The organism is Vibrio sp. QJM3NY_35, from assembly GCF_057785915.1.
Map to the genome: position 1 here is coordinate 1,719,587 of NZ_CM173507.1, position 24,284 is coordinate 1,743,870.

A 24,284-nucleotide genomic window follows, 5' to 3' on the forward strand; every position below is an offset into this window, starting at 1 on the left:
GTTTCTAACTACATACGCTTGAATTAAAAAAACGCCGTCGTACTTTTAGTATGACGGCGTTTTTGTATTTATATGTTGTGAGCCACTAACTCTTCACATCAGAACTACATATTAAAAGCTGTTAGCGAATCACCAAATCGAACTCACGCTTTTTGTCCGGATGCTGATTGTTCACCTTTCACATCAAAATCGATCTTGTCTGCACCTGTGAACACTTGGAAGCGTAGACCTTTAGCACGAGCAATCGTGGTGATACCGAACTTCTGCGCCAAATCTAAGCCCATTTGGGTCACGCCAGAACGTGATAGAAGAACAGGGATACCCATCTGCGCAACCTTAATCACCATCTCAGAAGTCAAACGACCTGTAGTGTAAAAGATTTTGTCTTCACCTGACTCCTTGTTAAGCCACATCTCACCAGCCAATGTGTCAACGGCATTGTGACGGCCTACATCCTCCACAAACGACAACACTTGGTCGTCTTTGCAAACAGCACAACCGTGCACCGCGCCTGCTTTCTTGTAGGTATCGTTGTAATGAGTCAACGCTTCAAGCGCTGTGTAGATTTCAGATTGCTTAATCTTGTTTTGAGGCACCTGGTAATCTTCCAACTGCTTCATCACGTTGCCATACATGGTACCTTGACCGCAGCCAGAGGTTACTGTTTTCTTCTTAAGCGCTTGCTCAAGTTGGCTTGTATCTTCTTTGGTGATAACCGCTGCAGAGCTGGTTTCCCAATCGATGATAATAGATTCAACCGCTTCTGGGTCGGAAAGGAAGCTTTGGTTTTTCAAATAGCCTAATACTAATGACTCCGGACGAGAACCTAACGTCATTAAGGTTACGATCTCTTTCCAGTTCAATATCACGGTAAGAGGGCGCTCACACGCGATCTGTTTTGTTAGCTTTTCGCCATATTCATCAAACACTTCAACTTCGATTGTCTGAAGTGGGTTCTCACTGGTTTTTATTATGTTTGGTTTTACCACAGTCATTTCCTACTTAATGAGATAGCGATTTTATGAGATAAGAAGTCAACAAGAGCAATAAGGCTCTCATTCATCAATGCGCTAGTTTGTTGGTTCGCTATGGCCTAGGTTTCGATTATCGTTCTCGAACATGCCATAGATCTGTGAATACATAGCTCTGTGAATAACATTAGCGAATTAGCTAAAGCAAATCTTATTCCAAAATAACGGGGATTGATGGAAACATGAAGCATTAGATTAAAATAGCGCAAAATATGAGAGTTCACCGGGTGGAGTTGTCTGAAATAACCAGTATCGACTAACGTTATAGTGACAACTTGATAACGAACGCTATAGATACGCTCTCATAGGTAATCCGTATTGGCGTGTTTATTGCTTTATGGCGTGTATATGATTGCGCACAGTACAAAATGTCCTAAGTGCATTCAGACCAAAGAAAATCAATTGGGTGAAGTATGTCTGAGATAAAAGAATTCCAAGAACAATATGAAAAAACAGAAGCAGCTTGGCCAATCGGTGTCCAAAGAATAGAGAAAGAGATCAAAACAGGTATCTGGGTAACCACACAATGGGAATTGACGGGGTTTGAACTGTCGCCAGAAGACGATACTCAAGACGTTTGTTTACTTCAATTACATAAAGACGAGCGTACAGACTATCGTTTCAACCTTAGCTCTCAACAACCTAAGCTTTTCTTAGTGATGGATAACGTCGATTCTGGTGTTGAGCCAGTCATTCAGTTACTTACGGCATCACAAACGGTTGCTGGGCAATACATGGACGGTGACAACCAAGTCCTTTCATACGACATTCCTTTGCCTGTACAAGCTTGGATGGAAGCATTCATTGGCCGTCATGGCGAGTTACTAGAAGCAAGACGTAAGAAACGTAAAGGCGCGGGTCGATCAAATGGCAACTAACTTTTTTAGCCGTTGGTCTCAACGAAAGCTCGATGAATCGTCTGATGAACCATTAGAAGCGCAACAAACGCTTGAGGAAGCCGAGCTTATTTCTTCAGAGGCTTCGTCTGCTGCTTCATCTATAGGTGCAGAAACATCAGAGTCATTAGACCGTCAGATTTTAGAAAATAGAACTTTAGAAAATAGAACTTTAGAAAATGGTTCTCCAGAAAGCAATGAAGAAACTCATGCTGTCGATTCTCAAGCTATTGACTCTCAGGAGATAGCATCAGAAACGACTGAAGACTTGTCTGTTGCTCAATTATTGGTGTCAGAAGCATCTGAGAGCGTAAAAAAAGCGGCCTTGCGTAAATTATTCCTCTCAGAAGAGTTCAACGTTCGTGATGGTTTAGATGATTACGACGACGATTACAGTAATTTGAAGTCTCTTTCTGAAGGGGTTGCGGAAACCTTGCGTGATTGGGTTAAAGACAAAACGGAAGACGAAACCACACCAGAAGAAGAGCAAGCCATTGATAATAAAGATGAAGGTGAGGTTTTAGGAAATTCTGAAAGCGGTCTTGAGGTATCTGATAATGAACTTGAAACGTCAGAAATTGACGAAATAACAGAACAAGAAAATGAACTGTATAAAAATACAGTACCAGATATTGACGCTACAATGTCAGACGAAGCTGACCTGAAAAAGATGGGACAAAATATACCACACAAAGAATAGGTACATTTTGACTAAACACTCAATGAGCCGCTTGCGACAAAATGTCCCAAGCGGTTTTTTTATACGCACAATAAACGCTATAAATCATTAAACTACTGATATATAGGGATTATTAAACTGGCATGGCATTTGCTAAATAACGTTCATTATCAACTTTTTTGTAGATAGACGAGTTCATGGTCTGACGAACGGCACACTGGCTAAAGGGTTAGTTGTTAACGGATTACTCAGCAAGTTCTCTATCGCTTACTACAATGAAAGTTGAACAGATTATCCATGTCCAAAGATGGAACTGAGCAATGCTTAAACAATTATTAGAACAAGCAACTTCAAATAACGCTAAAGCAAGACTGTATGCATTTGAAAATACAGTTGAGTTAACAAATCTGATTCCACCTACTGTTAGCTACGAAAGCGGCGGTAATACTCTTGTTATTGGTCCAACTGCGATCATTGAAAGTGCTGCGGCGCAATTACCTCAATTGACGAGCCTAACCTTATTGTCGACAGACGGCGAAAAGGGCACAAACCCAGAACTGTATTTCGCGAATTCGGTTCAAGTCTCCGGTTTCCTTGGCACGTTTGAAGTTGTGATCGAAAGTAAAGGCACATCAAGCAACCTAGCGAAAGTCGCGATTAATCACGATTGTTTCGATGTTGTTCTAGACCTATGTCTGAATAGCTGCATGACAGAGGAAGTACCTGTACCAGGTTATTACCCAGTAGGTCGTGGCTATCCAAAACTGGCTGAAGCACTGGAAGAGATTCCAACGCTTATGGGCACCTTTGATAAACCTAAGTTCTTCCGTCTAGACACTGACCTTTGTGCGCACAGTTCTCGTGGCGTAAAAGGCTGTGAGCGTTGTGTCGATGCTTGTCCTGCTGGCGCACTATCAAGTGAAGGCTCGGATAAGACCGGTCATAAGATCGAGATTAACCCTTACCTATGTCAAGGCGTCGGAACTTGTGCGACAAGCTGTCCGACAGAAGCTATCTCTTACGCATTGCCTAATCCTGACGATACTCAAAAATTCATTGAACGTACGCTAGCGAATTACGAGCAAGCGGGCGGTCTTGATCCTATCGTGCTTATCTGTAGCTCACGTCATGAAACTTACAACGTGATGGCTCTTAAAGCGCTACCAGATAACGTGATTCCAATTGTCGTAGAAGAACTTCCATCTATTGGTATTGATACTTGGTTTGCTGCTTTAGTAAATGGCGCGACTCAAGTTCTGTTTGCAGCATCTCGCTTTATGCCAGAAACGATCATTCGTGTTCTGAATAACGAAGTAGGGATCGCTCAAGAGTTACTAGACCAAATCGGTATTCCAAAAGAAACCATCGATATTTTGTACTTAGAGTCTCTACGTGAAGGTCCTCCAACACTATGTGTGGATTCGTTCGACCTTGCACTTGGCGATCTTCAAGGTAATAAGCGCCAACGTCTATTCACAGCACTTGATGCAATGTCTTCAGCTCGTATTCCAGTTGAAAATATTGTTGAGCTTCCATCGAATGCGCCATATGGCAAGGTTTCGTGTGAAAGCAAAGATTGTACTTTGTGTATGAGTTGTGTGGCTGTGTGTCCGACACGTGCACTTCATACCGACGGGGCTTCTCCATCACTTAAATTTGTAGAACAAGACTGTATTCAATGTGGCTTGTGTGAAAAGGCATGTCCTGAAAATGTTCTGACTCTTACGCCTCGTATGAACTGGGTAAAAGAAGAACGTCAGAAAGCGGTTGTGATTCATGAAGAGAAAGCTGCGGAATGTGTACGTTGCCATAAACCATTCGCACCTCAGTCTATGATCGACATGTTACAGAACAAGTTACGCGGTCACTCTCACTTTTCAGATGAAGCAGCGATCAATCGTATTGCTATGTGTGAGGACTGTCGTGTGGTGGATATGTTCGATTCAATGGCGCAAGACCCATTGAAACAATTGAAATACTAGGAGTTAGCCTTGGAAACTAATTTGGATCAGGCACAAGAACAGACACTAAGAACTGAGATCTATTTGGTTCTATCTGCACTGTTTCGTAGCGCACCTTCTGAAGAGGTGATCGACTTTCTAAAAACGCTAGATATTGAAGCGTCTGAAAGTGCAATGCAGAAAGCTTGGATTGCTATTCAACAAGCGGCAACAGAATCAAATCGCGAAGCGTTAGAAGACGAATATCAAGATCTGTTCATTGGCATTGGCCGTGGAGAAATTGTTCCATTTGGTTCTTGGCATCGCACTGGTGCCATGATGGAAAAACCATTGGCAGAGATTCGTCATGATTTAGAGCTTTTAGGCATTGAACGTGACGATCAAGTGAAAGAGCCAGAAGATCACATCGCAGCATTGTGTGAAGTGATGGCCATGCTAACGGCCGAAGAAGAAGCCCTGCAACAAGCGGTATTCAATAAGCACCTTGGCCCTTGGTTTAACTCTTTCACGCGTCAGCTTGAAGGGGCAGAAAGCGCGAACTTCTACAAATCGGCAGCTCAGCTGTGTGAAGCATTCCTAACGTTAGAACAAGTGCGTTTTAGCGTGAATACAAAAAGCAGTAAGCACAAATTAAAGATTGATGTGAAAAACGTCACTGATTACGAGTAATCGAGCAGTACGCGATTATATCGATAGAGGGGCATTAAGCCTCCAAAAAAAGATCTACCGTAAGGTAAGGAAGCAATGATGAAAGATAATAAAGATATAAATACAAGCCGTAGGGACTTACTCAAAGGCTTGACGACTGCAGCCGTAGCTGGTGCCGTTGTCGCTGGTACAACTAAAGTGGCAACCGCTTCAGAAACTGTTGAAATTTCGAAAGAAGACGTGAAGAAGACAGGGTATCGTGAAACGCAACATATTCGCGATTACTACGACACACTTTAGGAGATAACGGATGAAACTTGTCAAACGCTCCGATAGTGTGAGCAAAGAAACTAATCAGTTAGGCGTGTCTCGACGTGCCTTCATGAAAAACACTTCATTAGCTGCTGGTGGCGCAGTGGTAGGCGCAAGTCTATTCGCACCGGGCATGATGAAGAAAGCACAGGCTAAATCAGTCGATCCAGAAGCGAAAACAGAAGTGAAACGTACTATCTGTTCTCACTGTTCTGTGGGTTGTGGTATCTACGCTGAAGTTCAAAATGGCGTATGGACCGGTCAAGAGCCTGCATTCGATCACCCATTTAACGCTGGTGGACACTGTGCGAAAGGTGCAGCACTTCGTGAGCACGGCCACGGTGAGCGTCGTCTTAAGTACCCAATGAAATTGGAAGGCGGTAAGTGGAAGAAGCTTTCTTGGGAACAAGCGATTGAAGAAATCGGTAACAAGACGCTAGAACTTCGTAAAGAGTCTGGCCCTGATTCGGTTTACTTCCTAGGCAGTGCGAAACACAGCAACGAGCAAGCTTACGCATTCCGTAAGATGGCGTCGCTTTGGGGCACCAACAACGTTGACCACCAAGCGCGTATTTGTCACTCAACCACAGTAGCCGGTGTTGCGAACACTTGGGGTTACGGTGCAATGACAAACTCGTTCAATGATATGCACAACTGTAAGTCGATGCTGTTCATTGGTTCAAACCCTGCAGAAGCTCACCCAGTAGCGATGCAGCACATCTTGATCGCGAAAGAGAAGAACAACTGTAAGATCGTTGTTGCGGATCCGCGTCGTACGCGCACTGCTGCGAAATCTGATCACTATGTATCACTTCGCCCAGGTTCAGACGTTGCGTTTATCTGGGGTGTGTTATGGCATGTCTTTGCTAACAAATGGGAAGACCAAGAATTCATCCGCCAACGTGTATTCGGCATGGACGAGATCCGTGAAGAAGTTGCGAAGTGGAGCCCAGCAGAAGTTGAACGTGTAACAGGCGTAAGCGAAGAAGACGTTTACCACACAGCGAAACTGCTTTCTGAAAACCGTCCGGGTTGTATCGTTTGGTGTATGGGTGGTACTCAACACACCACAGGTAACAACAACACACGTGCTTACTGTGTACTTGAGCTTGCGCTAGGTAACATCGGTAAATCAGGCGGCGGTGCAAACATTTTCCGTGGTCACGATAACGTACAGGGTGCAACTGACCTTGGCGTACTGTCTGACACGCTGCCTGGTTACTACGGCTTGTCTGAAGGCTCATGGCGCCACTGGTCGAAAGTTTGGGATATCGACTTTGATTGGATCAAAGGCCGTTTCGACGACAACGCTTACGGCGGTCAAAAACCAATGAACAGTGCAGGTATTCCTGTCTCTCGTTGGGTTGATGGTGTACTTGAAGACAAAGACAAGATTCGTCAACGTGAAAACATCCGCGCGATGTTCTACTGGGGTCACGCAGTGAACTCTCAGACTCGTGGTCCAGAGATGAAGAAAGCGATGCAGAAGCTGGATATGATGGTTATTGTTGACCCATACCCAACGGTTGCAGCGGTAATGAACGATCGTACCGACGGCGTTTACCTGCTACCAGCGACGACTCAGTTTGAAACCTACGGCAGTGTAACGGCATCGAACCGTTCTCTACAATGGCGTGACAAGGTGGTAGATCCTCTGTTCGAATCTAAGCCTGACCACGAAATCATGTACCTTCTTTCTAAGAAGCTTGGTTTCTCTGATCAGCTGTTCAAAAACATCCGTGTTGAGAACAACCAACCATTGATTGAAGACATTACTCGTGAATTCAACAAAGGTATGTGGACGATCGGTTACACAGGTCAAAGCCCAGAACGTTTGAAAGAGCACCAACAGAACTGGCATACATTCCACAAAACGTCTCTGGAAGCAGAGGGCGGGCCTGCAAATGGTGAGACTTACGGTCTTCCTTGGCCATGTTGGGGTACGCCAGAAATGAAACACCCAGGCACACATATCCTTTACGATACGTCTAAGACGGTTGCTGAAGGTGGTGGTAACTTCCGTACTCGTTTTGGTGTTGAGTTTGAAGGTCAAAGCCTACTGGCAGAAGACAGCTACTCGAAAGGCTGTGAGATCAAAGACGGCTACCCAGAGTTCAGTGACAAACTACTGAAACAACTGGGTTGGTGGGATGATCTAACTGCAGAAGAGAAAGCGGCTGCTGAAGGCAAAAACTGGAAGACTGACGTTTCAGGTGGTATCCAACGTGTGGCAATTAAACACGGCTGTATCCCATTTGGTAATGCGAAAGCACGTGCGATTGTTTGGACATTCCCAGACCGTGTACCACTGCACCGTGAGCCGCTTTACACACCACGTCGCGACCTAGTTGCTGATTACCCAACGTGGGACGACAAAGAAGCTATCTTCCGTGTACCTACGCTTTACAAGTCGATTCAAGAGCAAGACAAATCTGGCGAATACCCGATTATCCTGACCTCTGGTCGTTTGGTTGAGTACGAAGGTGGTGGTGAAGAAACCCGTTCTAACCCTTGGCTAGCAGAACTACAGCAAGAGATGTTTGTTGAAGTGAACCCGAAAGATGCAAACGACATCGGCTTTAAAGATGGTGACGATGTTTGGGTTGAGGGTGCAGAGAAGGGCCGTATTAAGGTGAAAGCGATGGTTACACGTCGTGTGAAACCGGGTCTGGCATTCATCCCATTCCACTTCGGTGGTAAGTTCCAAGGCGAAGATTTGCGTTCTAAATACCCAGAAGGCACTGATCCTTACGTTATTGGTGAAGCTGCTAACACAGCAACCACATACGGTTACGACCCTGTCACGTTGATGCAGGAAACGAAAGTAACCCTTTGTAATATTCGTAAAGCGTAAGGAGTCTTAAAATGGCTAGAATGAAATTTCTTTGTGACACCAAGCGTTGTATCGAATGTAACGGTTGTGTCACTGCATGTAAGAATGAAAATGATGATGCTCTGGAATGGGGTATTCAACGTCGTCGCGTTGTAACACTGAACGATGGCGAACCGGGCGAGAACTCAATCTCAGTAGCGTGTATGCACTGTACTGATGCGCCATGTATGGCAGTTTGTCCTGCAGACTGTTTTGAACATACAGAAGACGGTATCGTACTTCACAATAAAGATCTGTGTATCGGTTGTGGTTACTGCTTGTTTGCTTGTCCGTTTGGCGCACCTCAATTCCCTAAACAGGAAGCGTTTGGTGAGCGCGGTAAGATGGACAAATGTACCTTCTGTGCTGGCGGCCCAGAAACAGAGCCAGGTTCTGTTGAAGAGCGTCAAAAGTACGGTGCGAACCGTATTGCAGAAGGCAAACTGCCAATGTGTGCTTCGCTTTGTTCAACCAAAGCACTGCTAGCGGGTGACGCAGAGAAAGTTTCTGATGTTTTCCGTCAGCGTGTAGTTGAACGTGGTGCGAAAGGTGCAGGTTGGACAGACGGCAACGACCTTTCTTACGATGCGACTAAGAGCTAAGTAGGAGAGACATATGCTTACAATGTTTAAGCGTCTCTTCCTTGTTGTGCTGCCTATGTTGGCAGCACTAACAATGCTTTCTCCTATGAGTCATGCATCTGAGACGAACTCATCACAAACTCAATCGAGCTCTGCTCAACGAGAAATCACTCAACTTGCTGGTGCCGATTTTTGGCGACAAGTAAGAAATGGTGAAGAAGGTTACACCACATCTCAATCGGCTGAACACGGTGTGTTAATCAGTACTCCAGGTCAGACGTGGTACATATTGAAAGAGAAGTGGATGTCACCAGCCGGTGCCGTCGCTATCTTTGGCAGTATTGCTTTCGTGACTTTGATGTACGTTGTGATTGGACCGCTAATGCTAAGCGCACCAAGAACAGGTCGTAAGATCAAACGTTGGTCTCGACTTGATCGTGCATTGCACTGGAGCATGGCGTTTACCTTCTTAACACTGGCATTCAGTGGTTTGATGTTGGTTTACGGTAAACACTTCTTGAAACCTTATATCCCAACGGATCTATGGGGCTTCATTGTTCTACTGGCTAAGCAATACCATAACTACATCGGACCGATTTTCTATGTGCTGTTGATGGCTGTTCTTATCAAGTGGTGGCGCAAGTCGATCTTTAAGATGGTCGATATCCAGTGGTTCATGAAACTGGGTGGTATGGTAGGTAAACATAAAGGTTCTCATCCGTCTGCAGAGTTTTCGAATGCGGGTGAAAAAGCACTGTTCTGGCTATTGATTGTTATGGGTAGTGTGGCTGCGATCAGTGGCTTGGTTTTAGACTTCCCAATCTTCGGTCAAACGCGTCGAGATATGGAGCTTTCAAACCTAGTCCACATGTTAGCTGCTTTGATCCTTATCTGTGGTTTCGTGTTCCACATCTACATCGGCTTGTTCGGTATGGAAGGGGCACTAGAAGGCATGGTAACAGGCGAAGTTGATGAAACTTGGGCTAAAGAGCACCATGACCTTTGGTACAAAGAAGTGATGGAACAAGAGAAAAACGGCGTCGAACAAAACGCAAACGCAACAACAGAGAAGACGGAAGGGGTGAATAAGAATGAACAAACCTCATAAAGGTATTTGGGTCGCTTACATACTAAGCTGCTTTACACCATTTACTTGCCTTCTCTCTGGTGTGGTTGCCATCATCTACGCGGGCTATCGTTTAGATAAAGGCGAAGACGGCGAAGTAGTGGATACGCATTACTACGGCTTGATTCGCTCGTTCTTCTTGAACCTGACGTTCTTTGTGGTGCTTATCGTAACGGTAGCGACCTCTAATGGCGTGTTAATCGGTGTGAACGATTACTGGTACCAAAACCATATTATCGATGACATCGCTTACTACATTCCATATGTGGGTATGTTGTTCGGTGGTGTTGCGATTGTGGTTTGGTTTATCCGTATGTATCAAGGTATGCAGCGTTTAAGTCAAAATCTACCGCAAAACCCGTCGACAGGGCCAAACCTGTAACGCTAACACGTTAACGACATCTCTAAAAAAGCCCAGTGATTCAATTTCACTGGGCTTTTTGTTTTAGGCTCTGGAACCGTAAATTGTTGTCAGCCGCTCTCTGTATCAGAACCTACTTATTGACCGCTTCAATATGGTGCAACTCCCTTATTTGGTGCAATTGTCGTGGTTGTTTTTTCGATTTTTAATAACCATAAAAGTGCACGTAAATATTTAGAATTTAATAATCAACGACTTAAAATTAAAATCTGTTGCACGAAAATTACCCTTGACACTTGGAACACATCTTGCGTTTACTGTTGAGTCTTTAATTAATTACAACATTGAATCGCACGATATCAGTGCAAATCAGATAAAGCGAAGGAGAATGCTTTAATGAGTGAAACGGTGACTCAAGTTCATAGTGCAGTACAAACCCTTACCCAAAGTTCAGATACTTTATTCCTACTACTTGGCGCAATCATGGTCTTCCTGATGCATGCAGGCTTTGCTTTTCTCGAAGTCGGTACCGTGCGAAAGAAAAACCAAGTAAACGCGCTGGTTAAAATCCTTTCCGACTTTGGTGTCTCCGCCATCGCTTATTTCTTTATCGGTTACTGGGTTGCTTACGGTGCACACTTTTTTGCCGACGCTGAAACGCTCTCACAAGGTAATGGTTACGAACTGGTTAAGTTCTTCTTCCTAATGACCTTCGCTGCGGCAATTCCTGCGATTGTTTCTGGTGGTATCGCAGAGCGTGCACGTTTCTATCCAATTTTGATCGCAACGTTATTTACCGTTGGTTTCATCTACCCATTTTTCGAAGGCATCATTTGGAACGGTAACTTTGGTTTCCAAGATTGGCTAGAAGGCCAGTTTGGCTATGGTTTCCATGACTTCGCAGGCTCGGTAGTGGTTCACGGTGTCGGCGGTTGGATTGCATTGGTTGCGGTTTACTTCTTAGGGATGCGTAAAGGTCGCATCCGCGCGGGTAAACACACTAACTTCGCACCATCGAACATTCCATTTTTAGCACTAGGTTCTTGGATCTTATGTGTGGGTTGGTTTGGCTTTAACGTGATGTCTGCACAAGCAATCAACGGCATCAGCGGCCTAGTGGCGATGAACTCACTGATGGCAATGGTTGGCGGTATTCTTGCGGCGCTTGTTGCTGGTAAGAATGACCCGGGCTTTATCCATAATGGTCCTTTGGCTGGCTTAGTAGCAATTTGTGCAGGTTCAGACTTAATGCACCCATTAGGCGCTTTGGTGACTGGCGGTGTGGCAGGCGCGTTGTTCGTTTACTTGTTCACGTACATGCAAAACAAAACACAGATTGATGATGTATTGGGTGTATGGCCTCTGCATGGTGTATGTGGCGCTTGGGGTGGCATTGCAGCGGGTATCTTCGGTTCGCAAACATTCTGGGGCTTAGGCGGTGTGAGCTTTGCTTCTCAAGTGGTTGGTACACTGGCGGGTATTGCTGTTGCTCTAATTGGTGCTTTGATTGTATATGGTGTGCTGAGCAAACTAACAGGCCTTCGTTTAAGTGAAGAAGACGAGTTCAACGGTGCGGATCTTTCAATCCATAAAATCTCTTCAATCAACGAAGACTAACTCTAGTTGCTGCGATGAGTTTTAAACTCATCGAATACATAAAAGTTAAACAAAACTAAGCGGCGTCAGTCGCTTTTTTTGTTTCTATCAAAAGCAAAACAGAGAGTTTGCGTAACAACGGCAACAACTATCAAGCGAGTTATGTCACAAATAGCCAATGAATTCAGTTGCCTAAGACTATGGTCTAATCCCTAAAACTATTGTTGGAATTTGAACAGTGCTAAGCTGTTACAAAGTGACATATCTAAAAGGACGTTATATGCATTTCCCATATCGAAATATCGTAATTCTTACTGGCGCTGGCATTTCTGCAGAGTCGGGGATTCAAACATTCCGAGCACAAGACGGATTATGGGAAAACCATAAAATCGAAGATGTCGCGACACCTGAAGGCTTTGCTAAAGATCCCGACTTGGTTCAAGCATTCTATAACAAGCGTCGCCATGGCTTACAAGGTGAGAGCATTCAACCAAATTCCGCCCATAAGGCGCTAGGTGAGCTCGAAGACAAACTTGATGGCAAAGTAACAATCATCACTCAGAACATCGACAACCTGCACGAGAGAGGCGGCAGCAACAACATTATTCACATGCACGGTGAACTTCTAAAAGCACGTTGCAGTGAATCGAATCAAGTTATCGAATATAAAGGTGATATTGAAACTGGTGAACTTTGTCACTGTTGTCAAATTCCAGCGCAAATGCGTCCTCATATTGTGTGGTTTGGCGAAATGCCATTAAGAATGGGTGACATCTATTCAGCACTCGAAGAAGCCGATCTCTTTATCTCTATCGGAACTTCAGGGGTAGTTTATCCCGCAGCAGGCTTTGTACATGATGCAAAAATGCACGGTGCGCACACAATAGAGATCAATCTAGAACCAAGCGCGGTTGAAAGTGAGTTTGAAGAGAAACGTTACGGTAAGGCGAGTATCGAGGTACCTAAACTCGTCGGGGAATTGTTATGTTCAGAGAAAGGTTCTTTAACGGCCTAAGCCTTGTCTTTGATAAAGCACATCAGTTTCTGAATCTGAAAAAAATAAAGCGGCTTACGCCGCTTTATTTACTTAACTGATTAACTAACAATAACTTAGTTGTTCACTTTAAGTTTTTGGAAGTACTCGTCATAAATGACGCTCGCTTCACCAACTTCATCTTGCCATACACCGTTATCCATCACTGCTTGTGGTGGGAAAACGTTCTTGTCTTCAGCAAATTCTTTTGGAAGAAGAGGGTAAGCGGTTTTAACTGGAGTCGGGTAGCCGATCTCTAGAGCAATTTTCGCTGCGTTCTCTGGGCGAAGAAGGAAATCGATCATCTTATGAGCGGCTTCGATGTTCTTAGCACCAGACGGAATCGCTAGGCTGTCCATCCAGAAGATAGCGCCTTTCTCTGGCCAGATAATGTCAATCGTTGCGCCTTCTTGGCGTGCCATGTAAGCAGAGCCATTCCAAAGCATACCAAGTGACACTTCACCCGCTAGGTAAGGGTTCGCAGGGAAGTCTGAGTTAAATACCAATACGTTTGGCATCAACTTACGAAGTTCTTCGTACGCTTCTTTGATTTCTTCTGGGTTGGTTGTGTTTGGAGAGTAACCCAGTTTAGATAAAGCGATATGGAAAACCTCACGAGAGTCATCCATCATCATCAACTGACCTTCCCACTGTGTATCCCACAGGTCGCCCCAGTTTTTCACTGAAGACTTGTCTAGCATATCTGAGTTGATACCAATGCCCGTTGCACCCCAAATGTATGGGATTGAGTAGTTGTTGCTTGGGTCAAATGGCTTATCTAAGTAATTTGGATCCAAATCAGCAAAGTGGCTTAGCTTAGTTTTATCAAGCTCTTGAAGCATGCCTTCTTTACGCATCTTAGAAACGAAGTAAGTAGAAGGAACCACTAAGTCATAACCCGTACCTTGAGTTTTTAACTTAGCGTACATGCTTTCGTTAGACTCATAAGTAGAGTAATAAACCTTAATGCCCGTCTCTTTTGTGAAGTCTTCTAATACTTCATTTGGGATATATTCAGACCAGTTGTAAAAATACAGTTCTTGGTCAGCTGCGAAAGAGGGTGTAGAAAGTAAAGTAGCAGCACACAATGCGCCGGTATACAGTGTTTTTTTCATTACTGTTCCGTTCATTTGTTTGATTTGAAGTTGGGTAGTGAGCCCAAAGTAAAAGGATTCCTAAAAATCGCGGTATATTATAGCAGCGATATAATAAAATAGGCAGCCTAAGCTGCCTATTCATTGATATTCTTATTTTTAACTTGTTGATTATCTAGCTAGGCTTGTGAAGTAAACCTATTACTTAGTCGCCATTAGATAATAAGCTAAGTTACTGACCTGCTTTAAGTTTCATGAAGTAATCTTCGTACTTCACTGTCTTGTCGCCAACTGCAGCTTGCCATTCAACACGGTCAAGATCTTCTTGAGACGGGAACAGAGCAGGGCTGTCTTTGAACTTATCATTAGACGCTTTAACTGCCGTTAGGTAGCCAGTATCGCGAGAAATCTGCTCAGCAATTTCAGGGCGAAGTAGGAAGTCGATCATCTTATGAGCCGCTTCTACGTTTACCGCACCAGAACTGATTGCAAAGTTATCAACCCAACCGATACCGCCTTCTTTAGGGAAAACCAGTTTGATTGGTAGACCTTCGTTTTGCGCAGCGGCAGCAGAACCGTTCCACAGCATACCAAGTCCAACTTCACCAGACATATATGGCGCGCCTGGGTTATCTGAGTTAAATACTAGAACGTTTGGCATCAGCTTTTGTAGCTCAGCGTACGCTTCGTCGATCTCTTTCTCGTTAGTTGTGTTACCTGAGTAACCTAACTTGCGTAGTGCAATGTGGAACACTTCGCGAGTATCGTCCATCATCATCAACTGACCTTCAAGCTCAGGCTTCCATAAGTCAGCCCAGCTTTGAAAATCTTCTGGATCGTACATGTCTGTGTTAACAGCCAAACCAGTAATAGCAACTACGTGTGGAATAGAGTAGTCGTTATTTGGGTCGTAAGGCTTATCTAGGTAGTTTGTATCTAGATTCTTGAAGTTGTTCAGCTTAGTTTTGTCGATCTTTTGTAGCATACCTTCGTCACGCATCTTAGATACGAAGTAAGTCGACGGCACAACTAGGTCGTAGCCTTTGTTGTGTGTTTTTAGCTTTGCGTACAGGGTTTCGTTCGACTCGTAAGTCGAGTAGATAACCTTGATACCAGTTTCATCAGTGAACTGTTCTAGAATCTCACTGTTGATGTAAGGTCCCCAGTTCATGAATACCAATTCTTTGTTATCTTTTGCAAATGATGGTGCAGATAACATTGAAAGCGCACATGCACTACCAGCTAATAGAGTAGCCCATTTTTTCATTGACGTTAGCTCCAAACTAAACGTTGCCCGAAGGCAGTAGATAGAAAAACAGAATGGCAATTTACCATTCTGTTTATGATTAACACTTTTTTGAACTTGAAGTAGCTTAACTTCTTACCAAGCCTGTCTCTTTATAGAGTAGGAGACTTACTTGATTTTTTCTCTCGCTAATAACTGAGAAATGATCACCAGTATTAACGACACCACTAACATCACTGTTGCTAGGGCGTTTACCTCAGGAGAGATACCCACTTTAACCATTGAGTAAATCTTCAGTGGTAAGATTTCATACGTTGGACCGGTTACGAAAGAACTGATGATCACATCGTCCAGAGACAGAGTGAAGCTCAATAACCAACCCGCAGCAACCGCTGGCTTAGCAAGTGGTAAGATGACCTGTTTTAGGATCGTCCATTCGCTCGCACCTAAGTCTTTTGCTGCTTCTAACATCTTCACATCAAAGCCATTCAAGCGACTGTAAACCGTTACCACAACGAACGGTAGACAGAAGGTAATGTGAGCAGCAAGTAGGGTAAAGAACCCAAGTTGTACACCCATTACTAAGAACAGAGCCAATAACGAAATTGCCATTACGATATCTGGTGACATCATTACGATGAACAACATGCCATTTACGATGCCTTTACCTTTAAATTGGTAACGGAATAGGGCTACTGCTGTAAGGCTACCGACAATCGTTGCGGCTGTTGCTGAGAACACCGCTACATTGATCGAGTGCCACGCAGCCTGCATTAGGCTGTCGTTGTTAATAAGCGCGTCATACCATTTATTCGTGAAGCCCCCCCATTTCATACCAAACTTATTGGCATTAAACGAGTTAGCAATCAATACGATAATAGGTAGGTATAGAAAGGCGTATACCAGCGCCATAAAGCTGAACTTAACTGTGCGCCCCATTAGTCTAGCTCCACTTTCTTGTTCAATAGCTTACCTGCTCGGTAGTAAGCATACAGCATCACAGCCATTGCCATGCTCAGTGCGATACTCGTCGCTGCACCAAATGGCCAGTCTCGAGCGTTGAGCACCTGGCTCTTAATCACGTTACCAATCAATAGGTTCTTAGCGCCGCCTAATAGGTCAGAGATGTAGAACATGCCTAGCGCAGGAAGCAGTACTAATAAACAACCACCGATGATGCCAGGCATCGTTAGGGGAAGTACCACTTTCAATAGCGTTTGCAGTTTGTTCGCACCTAAATCTTTCGCGGCTTCTAAATACGTATCATCCAGTTTTTCAATCGCTGAATACAACGGCAGAATCATGAAAGGCAGTAGGATATACACCAAACCGATCATTACTGCGGTTTCTGAGTACATGATACGTAGCGGCTTATCGATAATGTCTAATGCTAACAAGCCTTTGTTCAACACACCTTGAGTACCTAGCACCACTTTTAGTCCGTAAGTACGGATCAAAGAGTTCGTCCAGAATGGCACAATCACTAGGAACAACATGATTGGACGCCATTTCGCAGGCATTTTTGCCACGATGTAAGCGAACGGGTAACCAATGATTAAACAAAGTAGGGTTGCGACAATCGCCATATAGAAAGAGTGCATCAGCACTTTAAAATACAACGGGTCGGCCAAACGCACGTAGTTATCGAGAGTGAAGGTCATCTCGATCAAGTTCGCTTCGTCACGAGTTAAGAAACTAGTACCGATGATCATGATGTTTGGAATCATCACGAACAGCACTAACCAACCTGTGATTAAAGCAACAATCGCGTTTTGTAAATTAAACTTCTTGCTCATCTTTTAATACCACTTCCCAGCTCTCAACCCAAGTTACTGCAACTTTTTGGCCCAGTGAGTGATCAACATCAGGGTCATCTTCGTTGAAGAATTCGCTAACCATGACACGCATACCAGATTCAAGTTCTACCACTGAATCCAATGTCATGCCTTTATAGGTTCGCTCGACAATGTGGCCAACAATACCGCGTTGCTCAGACTCTTTGATTTCTTCGATACGAAGATCTTCAGGGCGAAGCAATACTTGCAGTTTTTGACCCGGTGTTACGTCTTTATCGTGATAGATAACCGACTCTTCACCTTCGATTGTCGCAACAATGCGTTTTTCATCTAGACGAGATTTCGCTGTCGCTTCGAATACGTTAATTTCACCAATGAAGCGCGCTACAAACAGGTTCTTAGGCTCTTCGTAGATCTCTCTTGGTGTGCCATCTTGTTCAATCACGCCATCACGCATAACAATAATACGGTCAGACATAGACAGCGCTTCTTCTTGGTCATGCGTTACAAAAATGAACGTGATACCAAGTTGACGCTGTAATTGTTTTAGCTCGATTTGCATCTGTTTACGTAACTTGTAATCCAGAGCAGATAGAGATTCATCCAATAGAAGAACTTTTGGCTTATTAACGACAGCACGAGCGATTGCGATACGTTGCTGTTGGCCACCAGATAGCTGGTGTGGTTTTCGTTGTGCCATTTGTTCTAGGCGCACCATTTTTAAAGCATCCATTACACGAGGTTCAATCTCGCTGCTTGGTACTTTCTGCATGCGTAAGCCAAATGCCACATTGTCGAAAACGGTCATATGCGGGAATAGGGCATAGCTTTGGAATACAGTGTTTACATGCCTTTGTTCAGCAGGAACTTGGGTTACGTTTTGTTCAGCTAATAGTATTTGACCACTATCTGCCGTTTCAAAACCCGCAATCATTCTTAGCACGGTTGTTTTACCACAACCTGATGGGCCTAAAATCGTGAGAAACTCACCATGATTTACGTTTAAATCCAGATTGCCGATGACTTCCTTACCATCGAAACTTTTACTGATGCCAGTTAGCTGTACTACTGGCTTTCCTACTGATTTTTTAGCGTTCAACGTCTGTTTTTCTCCACCTTGGTTCTATTTGAGACCTGTTGCTATACACCTTTAAGGCGCGCATCATAATCACCAAAAACGTGAATTCAAAGCATTTTTTACCTTTCGAAGATAAAAAATTTCGCAGGTAAAAGTAAACATCCTTTACCATACTGTTATTTACTGGGTTTACACCCCGACAAGTGTCTAATTATTAACCATTAAGACGCAAAAGCAAGCCTTGTTACAGATTCATATTTTAGTTTGTATCCGACATATGAGTATAATGAAGGTAATTTTTTATCAATAAGTTAGGTCGCTTAGTTTAATTGGCGCACCTAGGTATCAATATGAACAACGACATCGAAAAAGATTTTAATTTGGGCGGTAGTATCAACCGTGCACTTTCCGGCGATTATGAGCTCAAAGCAACGGCTGTATTCCAAGAAGCTTGGAAACATACGATAAGTCACTTTCTTTCGTTTTCCCCTGCGATTGTTGCTCTGATGTTCGTGCAACTGGCTATCTTTTATATCGCACTAAAACTGCAACTGGGTGACCCTGCGGTTATCTTAGATGCGGTTATCGATCCTGAGGCGTTTACGCCACAAATCGTTGAATCCATTTTTATTGCCAACTTCAGCTACGAAGTGATCAGCGCGCCTATCTATGCTGGCATCTGTTTGATGGCGATGAGCCACGCAGCTGGCCTACAAACTAAAGTGCGTCATATTGGTAAAGGTTTGCAGTTCACGGTTCCTGTTATTCTGGTGACTTTGTTTAGCCTAATGCTGCAAGGCATCGCGGGTATGATTCTGCCGTTCTTGTCGATTTACTTCTCGCTAGCGTTCAGCCATTCAATTCTGCTGATTTGTGATAAGAAAGTGCCGCCAATGCAATCGCTGCTGCTTTCATTACGTGCTGTGAATAAGAAAATCTTCACCGTTGCATCTATCTACTTACTCGTTATGTTGATGTTCATCGTCGCTGCAATGATGTACGGCATTGGCTTAATCTTCGTTCTTCCGTTCTTCTTCCACGTCAAAGGTATTCTTTACCGTGAGATGTTTGGCATCAAGTTGAAACTGATTGCTTCAGATCGTCCAAAGAGCGATGACGATAACAACGACAGCAATAACGACGACAATAACAAAAACCCACAGGTGTTCGATGCATAAAGACACACAGGCAAGCGCAAGCAAATCACTTGCGCTTAAAGTGACGGCACTGGCTCTTGTTGGATCTATTTCTCTGATTGGTCCTTATATTTACCAAGAAGAAGAGCGTCGACGTACGACAGAGCAGAGCTCCAACTCAACTGACCAGTTTGGTGACTTGACGGTTTCTTCGAGCACACCGAACTTTGCGGCCATCGAAGATGTGAATGAGAAAAAGGACACATTCTTTTCGTTTCTACGTCCAAGCATCAATATTGAAAACAAACGTATCACCAAAGAACGCGCGTTTTTAACTAAGCTCTCTGAGTCTGGTTTAAGCAATATTGATTCTGAAGACGCGTCTTATGCGAAAAGGTTAGGGAAGTTGTACAGCCTGCCAGTACCTAATGAAGGTTTGGATCAGGCATGGCTGACAGAGATGCTTAACCGCGTGAATGTGCTGCCAGAGGCGCTTGTACTGACACAAGCTGCGAATGAGTCAGCTTGGGGAACGTCACGTTTCGCTACTAAAGCCAACAACTATTTCGGACACTGGTGTTACACCAAGGGTTGTGGCCTTGTTCCGCTACAACGTAACGAAGGTAGCTCGCATGAAGTCGCAACATTCTCTTCAAGCCAAGAATCTGTACATCGTTACTTCATGAACCTTAATCGTAATCGTGCTTACGCCGATCTAAGAGCGATTCGAGCAAAACTTGCTGCCCAAGGTGATGATCTTTTAACAACCACAACGGCGACAGAGCTCACCAATGGCTTATTAAAATATTCTGAGCGAGGTTCCGACTATGTGACTGATTTACAAGCTATGATCCGTCACAACGAGGTATACTGGAAAAAGTAACTCATTTTGATACCAACTTGGTTGCCTTCGATAGTCGGCTTACACCAAGTAATATCACAAAAAGAGCAGCTCATTGGCTGCTCTTTCTATTTATAAACGCTCAACTTCGACAAGATTATAATAATGAAAAAGACAGCACTCGCTTTATTAGCCTCATTAAGCCTTGGGGTTTCTCTTCCTGCTTCAGCGCAAGAATACATGTTCACGTATTCTAAACTTTATACTCAGCTGAAAAATAACACCAAAGAAGGGCATGATGATGTCAAAGTTGCGGTCTTCTTTGTTGATCAACAAGCTCAGCAAACCTGTCACATCAGCAAAGCTTGGATGGAAAAAGAAGAGCACTACGAAGAGCTAAAAGTCTCTTCATCGAATGAACTGCTTCTGCCGGTAGATCAAAACCTGCGCTCAGCCAACCCTCTTATTTTTGTACAAACACAAGAACAAGAGTGTGCGTACTCGTTGGTCGTTATGACACAAGAACCTTTAGTTGGAACTGTTGAAGTTGCACAGATAGAAAGCCTATTACCACAGATGCAGGCGATGCTTGAAGACGTCAGCGGCATGTTCTCTGGCTGGTTCACGCCAGATATCCAAGGGTTAACGCTGGAGTTCGCAAATAAGCTTGAAGGTAACATCGAGCTTTCAAACGGCAAACAAATACCAATCAAAAAAGGGCGAGCGAAATTCACCTTAGCGGAGTTGAATGGAACTGAGAGCATCACGCTGCCAGAATCAACAGTTCGCGTATTGCCGTACATTCCCGCGCAATAGTTTTTAATGGAATAATTGTTAGCGAAATCATTTCCCTAAGCTTTCGTTACATACTTTAAAGCAGCCTAATCGAATAAGAGCAGGCTGCTTTTCTTTATCTGCGATAGAAACCGAGATCTTGCTAAGACACGTTTCTCCATCCGCAGAGAGAGCTTATCGCACAATAAAAGCAGAATCTTTCTAATACTCAGCTTGTTTATCCTACCGTTACTATTTCAACATGAAATAAAAATCCGTATAATCCACGCCCTAAAACAGTCCCACTAGCAATCTACAGTCGGTAATACGACGGTGTGAGAGTCGCAATGAACCAAAACGATAATAGAAAAGAAACACTTGAATTCAACAAACTTCAGAAACGTCTGAGAAGAAATGTTGGAAATGCCATCATCGACTACAACATGATCGAAGAGAATGATGTGGTAATGGCATGTATTAGTGGCGGTAAAGATTCATTTGCGATGCTAGATATTTTGCTACGTTTGCGTGAAGCAGCACCAATCAAATTTGATGTTGTTGCGGTAAACCTAGACCAAAAACAACCTGGGTTCCCTGAGCACATTCTTCCTGAGTACTTTGAAACGCTGAACATTCCTTACTACATCGTAGATAAAGACACGTACTCGGTGGTTAAAGAGAAAGTGCCAGAAGGCAAAACAACGTGTGGCCTATGTTCTCGTCTTCGTCGTGGTACTTTGTACTCATTCGCAGAGAAGATTGGCGCAACTAAGATCGCACTTGGTCACCACCTAGACGACATCGTTGAGACCATGTTCCTTAACATGTTCCACGGCGCTCGTCTTAAGGCTATGCCTCCTAAGCTTCGTTCAGATGATGGTCGTAACGTTGTTATTCGTCCACTGACTTACTGTCGTGAAACGGACCTAATCAAATACGCAGAACACAAAGAGTTCCCAATCATTCCTTGTAACCTATGTGGCTCGCAAGAAAACCTACAACGTCAGAACATCAAAGCGATGCTGATTGATTGGGACAAGAAAACACCGGGGCGTGTTGAGAAGATCTTCAAGTCAATTCAGAACGTAAGTCCAAGCCAACTGGCTGACCGCGAACTGTTTGATTTCGTAAACCTTCCACTAGACCGTAGCGGTGAACGTGAAGAGTACGAATTCCAAGAAGCTGAAATTTCATCTTCTAACATCGATGAGTCAATGTTCATCGACGTGACTAACGTATAACGAGATGAATCACGCTTGAGCTATTTTTATAAGTAGCGATAGACAAACAAAAACGCCTCAGCAGTGCTTGAGGCGTTTTTTCATGAGTTGAACTTGTCGTGAAGTTCAGTGCTTAAACGACTTAACCTTTCGAAAGGTTAGGGTCTAACGGGCTAACGTAACCAGACGGCTTAAGAGCCAACACGTCACAGTTAATCTTATCGATCACATGTTCTGCGGTATTACCAATAAACACGGCAGACAAGCCAGTACGACCCGTTGTACCTAGAATTACCATAGCAGCGTTATTTTCAGACGCGACGCGTGGAATCACATCTTCTGGTAAGCCTTGCTCAACGACAGTTTGTTCTTCACACATACCGTGTTTCTGGCGTAGTGCCTTCATTGCTGTTAAGTGATGACCACGAACGGCGTCAGTGTAAGACGTTGGGTCAAACTCAGGCAGTTCGATAGTGATATTCGCCGGTGTCACGGGATAAGCGTTAACCAAGAGTGGTTCAGCATCCAAACGCCCAGTGATCTCAAGTAATCTATCAACCATCGTATCGTTAAGTTCTAGGTGAGCTTCTGTCTCTGAGCCTACGTGAACCGAAGCAAAGATCTTCGCGTTATCAGGCCAGAAATCATTTTTAACCAATAGTACAGGGCTAGGGCACTTTCTCAATAGGTGCCAATCGGTTGGTGTGAAGATAACTGATTCTAAGGTGTCGTGTTTACGCGTCCCTTTAATCAAGATGTCGTGTCCACCACTGTAGACCTCAGCAATGATCGCTTCGTACGGGCGATTGTGCCAAACCACTTGAACGTTAAATTCGATGGAGTCATCAAGGTAAGGTTCTGCGACTTTATTCATCCAGATTTCACGCTGGTGAATCACGCCTTTACGCATTGCGTCTCTCTCATCGACAGAGAGCATAGATGTCATTTCATACGAGAAGTCGTATATCGACAAAAAGAAAGTGATGTGGCTTGTTGAGGTGCTTTTCTTGGCAAGTTGGATAGCACGAACCAGAGCAGGTTGCTCATCGTGATTAATGTCTGCGACAACTAAAATTTTGTTATAGATACTCATAACTAAGCCTACTTTTCAGACCGAACATATAAATAATGTAGCGTAGTTATGGGGAGATTAAGAGAAATATAAGAGGTTTTAAGAGAGAAACATGATGTAGCTCATTATTGAACTACATCATTGATATCTAGACTATTCTTTTGAAACACCAGCAAGTTCCATCAACGCATCGTGATCTTCGATAGTGATATATTTGCCTTTAACGCTCAAGATGTCTGCTTTTTGGAAACGGCCTAGAAGACGGCTGATTGTTTCAACAGTCAAACCAAGGTAATTACCAATATCGCCACGAGTCATCGTTAGGCGGAACTCACGCGGGCTGAAGCCACGTTGAGAGAAGCGAGTAGAAAGGTTGTAAAGGAATGCAGCAAGACGCTCTTCCGCGTTCTTCTTAGAAAGAAGCAGAATCATTTCTTGGTCACCTTTAATCTCGTTACTCATCAGGCGCATAATTTGCTGACGCAATTTAGGCATTTTTCCTGATAGGTCATCAAGAATCTCATATGGAATTTCACATACCATAGAAGTTTCTAGCGCTTGTGCGAAACTAGGGTGTAGGTCACCAGTAATCGCATCGAAGCCAACAAGATCGCCCGCTAGGTGGAATGCAGTAATCTGCTCATCACCTTGCTCGGTAATCGTGTAGCTCTTGATCGTTCCAGAGCGAATAGCATATAGAGATTTAAGCTCGTCACCGGCTTTAAATAACTCTTGGCCTTTTTGAATAGGCTTTTTTCTCTCAATGATCTGATCAAGTTGATCGAGTTCAGATTCATTCAAAGTAAACGGAATACAGAGCTGGCTAATACTACAATCCTGGCAATGGATCGCACAGCCACCAGACTGAACTCGTTTCGTCACAGGCTTTTCAGAAATCATAACAATCTTTCACTATTTGATATACGTCAAT

General features: G+C 43.9%; 23 protein-coding genes. 15 read left to right on the forward strand and 8 right to left on the reverse strand.

All coding sequences use genetic code 11. From position 1 onward, the window contains the following. Positions 1–143: 143 nt before the first annotated feature. Complete coding sequence (fdhD, locus tag AC3CH3_RS07975) at positions 144–989, reverse strand: formate dehydrogenase accessory sulfurtransferase FdhD (RefSeq protein WP_488536903.1); 846 nt, start codon at positions 987–989, stop codon at positions 144–146. Positions 990–1,444: 455 nt separating this feature from the next. Between fdhD and AC3CH3_RS07980 the strand changes: the two genes are divergently transcribed. The 11 genes from AC3CH3_RS07980 (at position 1,445) to cobB (ending at position 13,078) form a co-directional block, all read left to right on the forward strand. Further along, the gene (locus tag AC3CH3_RS07980) at positions 1,445–1,909 is read left to right on the forward strand and encodes a DUF3305 domain-containing protein (protein WP_019824644.1); all 465 of its coding nucleotides are present in this window, start codon (positions 1,445–1,447) and stop codon (positions 1,907–1,909) included. Beyond that, entirely contained in the window at positions 1,899–2,627 is a 729-nt protein-coding gene (locus AC3CH3_RS07985; RefSeq protein WP_488536904.1) for a DUF3306 domain-containing protein, read from the forward strand. Before AC3CH3_RS07980 ends, AC3CH3_RS07985 begins: the two co-directional genes overlap by 11 nt. Before the next feature lie 299 nt (positions 2,628–2,926). Further along, on the forward strand, positions 2,927–4,588 hold the full coding sequence (locus AC3CH3_RS07990; protein ID WP_132940749.1) for a 4Fe-4S dicluster domain-containing protein: 1,662 nt from the start codon (positions 2,927–2,929) through the stop codon (positions 4,586–4,588). A 9-nt stretch (positions 4,589–4,597) separates the two neighbouring features. Further along, positions 4,598–5,236 (forward strand): TorD/DmsD family molecular chaperone, encoded by a 639-nt coding sequence (locus tag AC3CH3_RS07995; protein WP_019824641.1) that lies wholly within the window; start codon positions 4,598–4,600, stop codon positions 5,234–5,236. Positions 5,237–5,314: 78 nt separating this feature from the next. Continuing rightward, complete coding sequence (locus AC3CH3_RS08000; RefSeq protein WP_008217926.1) at positions 5,315–5,515, forward strand: twin-arginine translocation signal domain-containing protein; 201 nt, start codon at positions 5,315–5,317, stop codon at positions 5,513–5,515. A gap of 10 nt (positions 5,516–5,525) precedes the next feature. Further along, positions 5,526–8,381 carry a formate dehydrogenase subunit alpha gene (locus AC3CH3_RS08005; protein ID WP_488536905.1) on the forward strand — a complete coding sequence of 952 codons (2,856 nt, stop codon included), beginning with the start codon at positions 5,526–5,528 and terminating at the stop codon, positions 8,379–8,381. Positions 8,382–8,392: 11 nt separating this feature from the next. After that, positions 8,393–9,001, forward strand: a complete 609-nt coding sequence (fdh3B, locus tag AC3CH3_RS08010) for a formate dehydrogenase FDH3 subunit beta (protein WP_004742271.1) — start codon at positions 8,393–8,395, stop codon at positions 8,999–9,001. Between the two features lie 13 nt (positions 9,002–9,014). Continuing rightward, complete coding sequence (locus AC3CH3_RS08015) at positions 9,015–10,088, forward strand: formate dehydrogenase subunit gamma (RefSeq protein WP_488536906.1); 1,074 nt, start codon at positions 9,015–9,017, stop codon at positions 10,086–10,088. Then, on the forward strand, positions 10,072–10,488 hold the full coding sequence (locus tag AC3CH3_RS08020) for a hypothetical protein (RefSeq protein ID WP_048658737.1): 417 nt from the start codon (positions 10,072–10,074) through the stop codon (positions 10,486–10,488). Before AC3CH3_RS08015 ends, AC3CH3_RS08020 begins: the two co-directional genes overlap by 17 nt. Positions 10,489–10,863: 375 nt before the next feature. Next, on the forward strand, positions 10,864–12,084 hold the full coding sequence (locus AC3CH3_RS08025; RefSeq protein ID WP_102431931.1) for an ammonium transporter: 1,221 nt from the start codon (positions 10,864–10,866) through the stop codon (positions 12,082–12,084). A gap of 259 nt (positions 12,085–12,343) precedes the next feature. Next, complete coding sequence (gene cobB, locus AC3CH3_RS08030; protein WP_488536907.1) at positions 12,344–13,078, forward strand: Sir2 family NAD+-dependent deacetylase; 735 nt, start codon at positions 12,344–12,346, stop codon at positions 13,076–13,078. A 95-nt stretch (positions 13,079–13,173) separates the two neighbouring features. On the opposite strand, the gene AC3CH3_RS08035 is transcribed toward cobB, so the two are convergent. The 5 genes from AC3CH3_RS08035 to potA all read right to left on the reverse strand — a co-directional run bounded on the left by AC3CH3_RS08035 (position 13,174) and on the right by potA (position 18,331). Then, positions 13,174–14,211 (reverse strand): extracellular solute-binding protein, encoded by a 1,038-nt coding sequence (locus AC3CH3_RS08035; RefSeq protein ID WP_048665032.1) that lies wholly within the window; start codon positions 14,209–14,211, stop codon positions 13,174–13,176. Between the two features lie 211 nt (positions 14,212–14,422). Continuing rightward, positions 14,423–15,457, reverse strand: coding sequence for an extracellular solute-binding protein (locus AC3CH3_RS08040; protein ID WP_488536908.1), 1,035 nt, complete (start codon positions 15,455–15,457; stop codon positions 14,423–14,425). 147 nt (positions 15,458–15,604) lie between these two features. Next, a complete protein-coding gene (potC, locus tag AC3CH3_RS08045) occupies positions 15,605–16,375 on the reverse strand; it encodes a spermidine/putrescine ABC transporter permease PotC (protein WP_488536909.1) in 771 nt (256 codons plus the stop codon). Continuing rightward, positions 16,375–17,232 (reverse strand): spermidine/putrescine ABC transporter permease PotB, encoded by an 858-nt coding sequence (potB, locus tag AC3CH3_RS08050; protein WP_488536910.1) that lies wholly within the window; start codon positions 17,230–17,232, stop codon positions 16,375–16,377. Before potB ends, potC begins: the two co-directional genes overlap by 1 nt. Continuing rightward, a complete protein-coding gene (gene potA / locus AC3CH3_RS08055; protein ID WP_019824634.1) occupies positions 17,216–18,331 on the reverse strand; it encodes a spermidine/putrescine ABC transporter ATP-binding protein PotA in 1,116 nt (371 codons plus the stop codon). The genes potB and potA overlap by 17 nt, the downstream gene beginning before the upstream one ends. Positions 18,332–18,660: 329 nt before the next feature. Here potA and AC3CH3_RS08060 point away from each other — a divergent pair, with 329 nt between their 5' ends. From AC3CH3_RS08060 to ttcA, 4 genes are all read left to right on the forward strand, one after another. Continuing rightward, positions 18,661–19,488: a hypothetical protein gene (locus AC3CH3_RS08060; RefSeq protein ID WP_488536911.1), complete on the forward strand. Its 828-nt coding sequence runs from the start codon at positions 18,661–18,663 to the stop codon at positions 19,486–19,488. Further along, positions 19,481–20,329 carry a glucosaminidase domain-containing protein gene (locus AC3CH3_RS08065; protein WP_065677488.1) on the forward strand — a complete coding sequence of 283 codons (849 nt, stop codon included), beginning with the start codon at positions 19,481–19,483 and terminating at the stop codon, positions 20,327–20,329. Before AC3CH3_RS08060 ends, AC3CH3_RS08065 begins: the two co-directional genes overlap by 8 nt. A 123-nt stretch (positions 20,330–20,452) precedes the next feature. Next, on the forward strand, positions 20,453–21,103 hold the full coding sequence (locus tag AC3CH3_RS08070) for a DUF2987 domain-containing protein (RefSeq protein ID WP_019824631.1): 651 nt from the start codon (positions 20,453–20,455) through the stop codon (positions 21,101–21,103). A 305-nt stretch (positions 21,104–21,408) separates the two neighbouring features. After that, entirely contained in the window at positions 21,409–22,302 is an 894-nt protein-coding gene (gene ttcA, locus AC3CH3_RS08075) for a tRNA 2-thiocytidine(32) synthetase TtcA (protein WP_017632476.1), read from the forward strand. 121 nt (positions 22,303–22,423) lie between these two features. Here ttcA and uspE read toward each other — a convergent pair whose 3' ends face one another. Both uspE and fnr read right to left on the reverse strand, forming a co-directional pair. After that, the gene (gene uspE, locus AC3CH3_RS08080; RefSeq protein ID WP_176681181.1) at positions 22,424–23,374 is read right to left on the reverse strand and encodes a universal stress protein UspE; all 951 of its coding nucleotides are present in this window, start codon (positions 23,372–23,374) and stop codon (positions 22,424–22,426) included. A gap of 132 nt (positions 23,375–23,506) precedes the next feature. Further along, positions 23,507–24,253 (reverse strand): fumarate/nitrate reduction transcriptional regulator Fnr, encoded by a 747-nt coding sequence (gene fnr / locus AC3CH3_RS08085; RefSeq protein WP_017632474.1) that lies wholly within the window; start codon positions 24,251–24,253, stop codon positions 23,507–23,509. Positions 24,254–24,284: the final 31 nt, after the last annotated feature.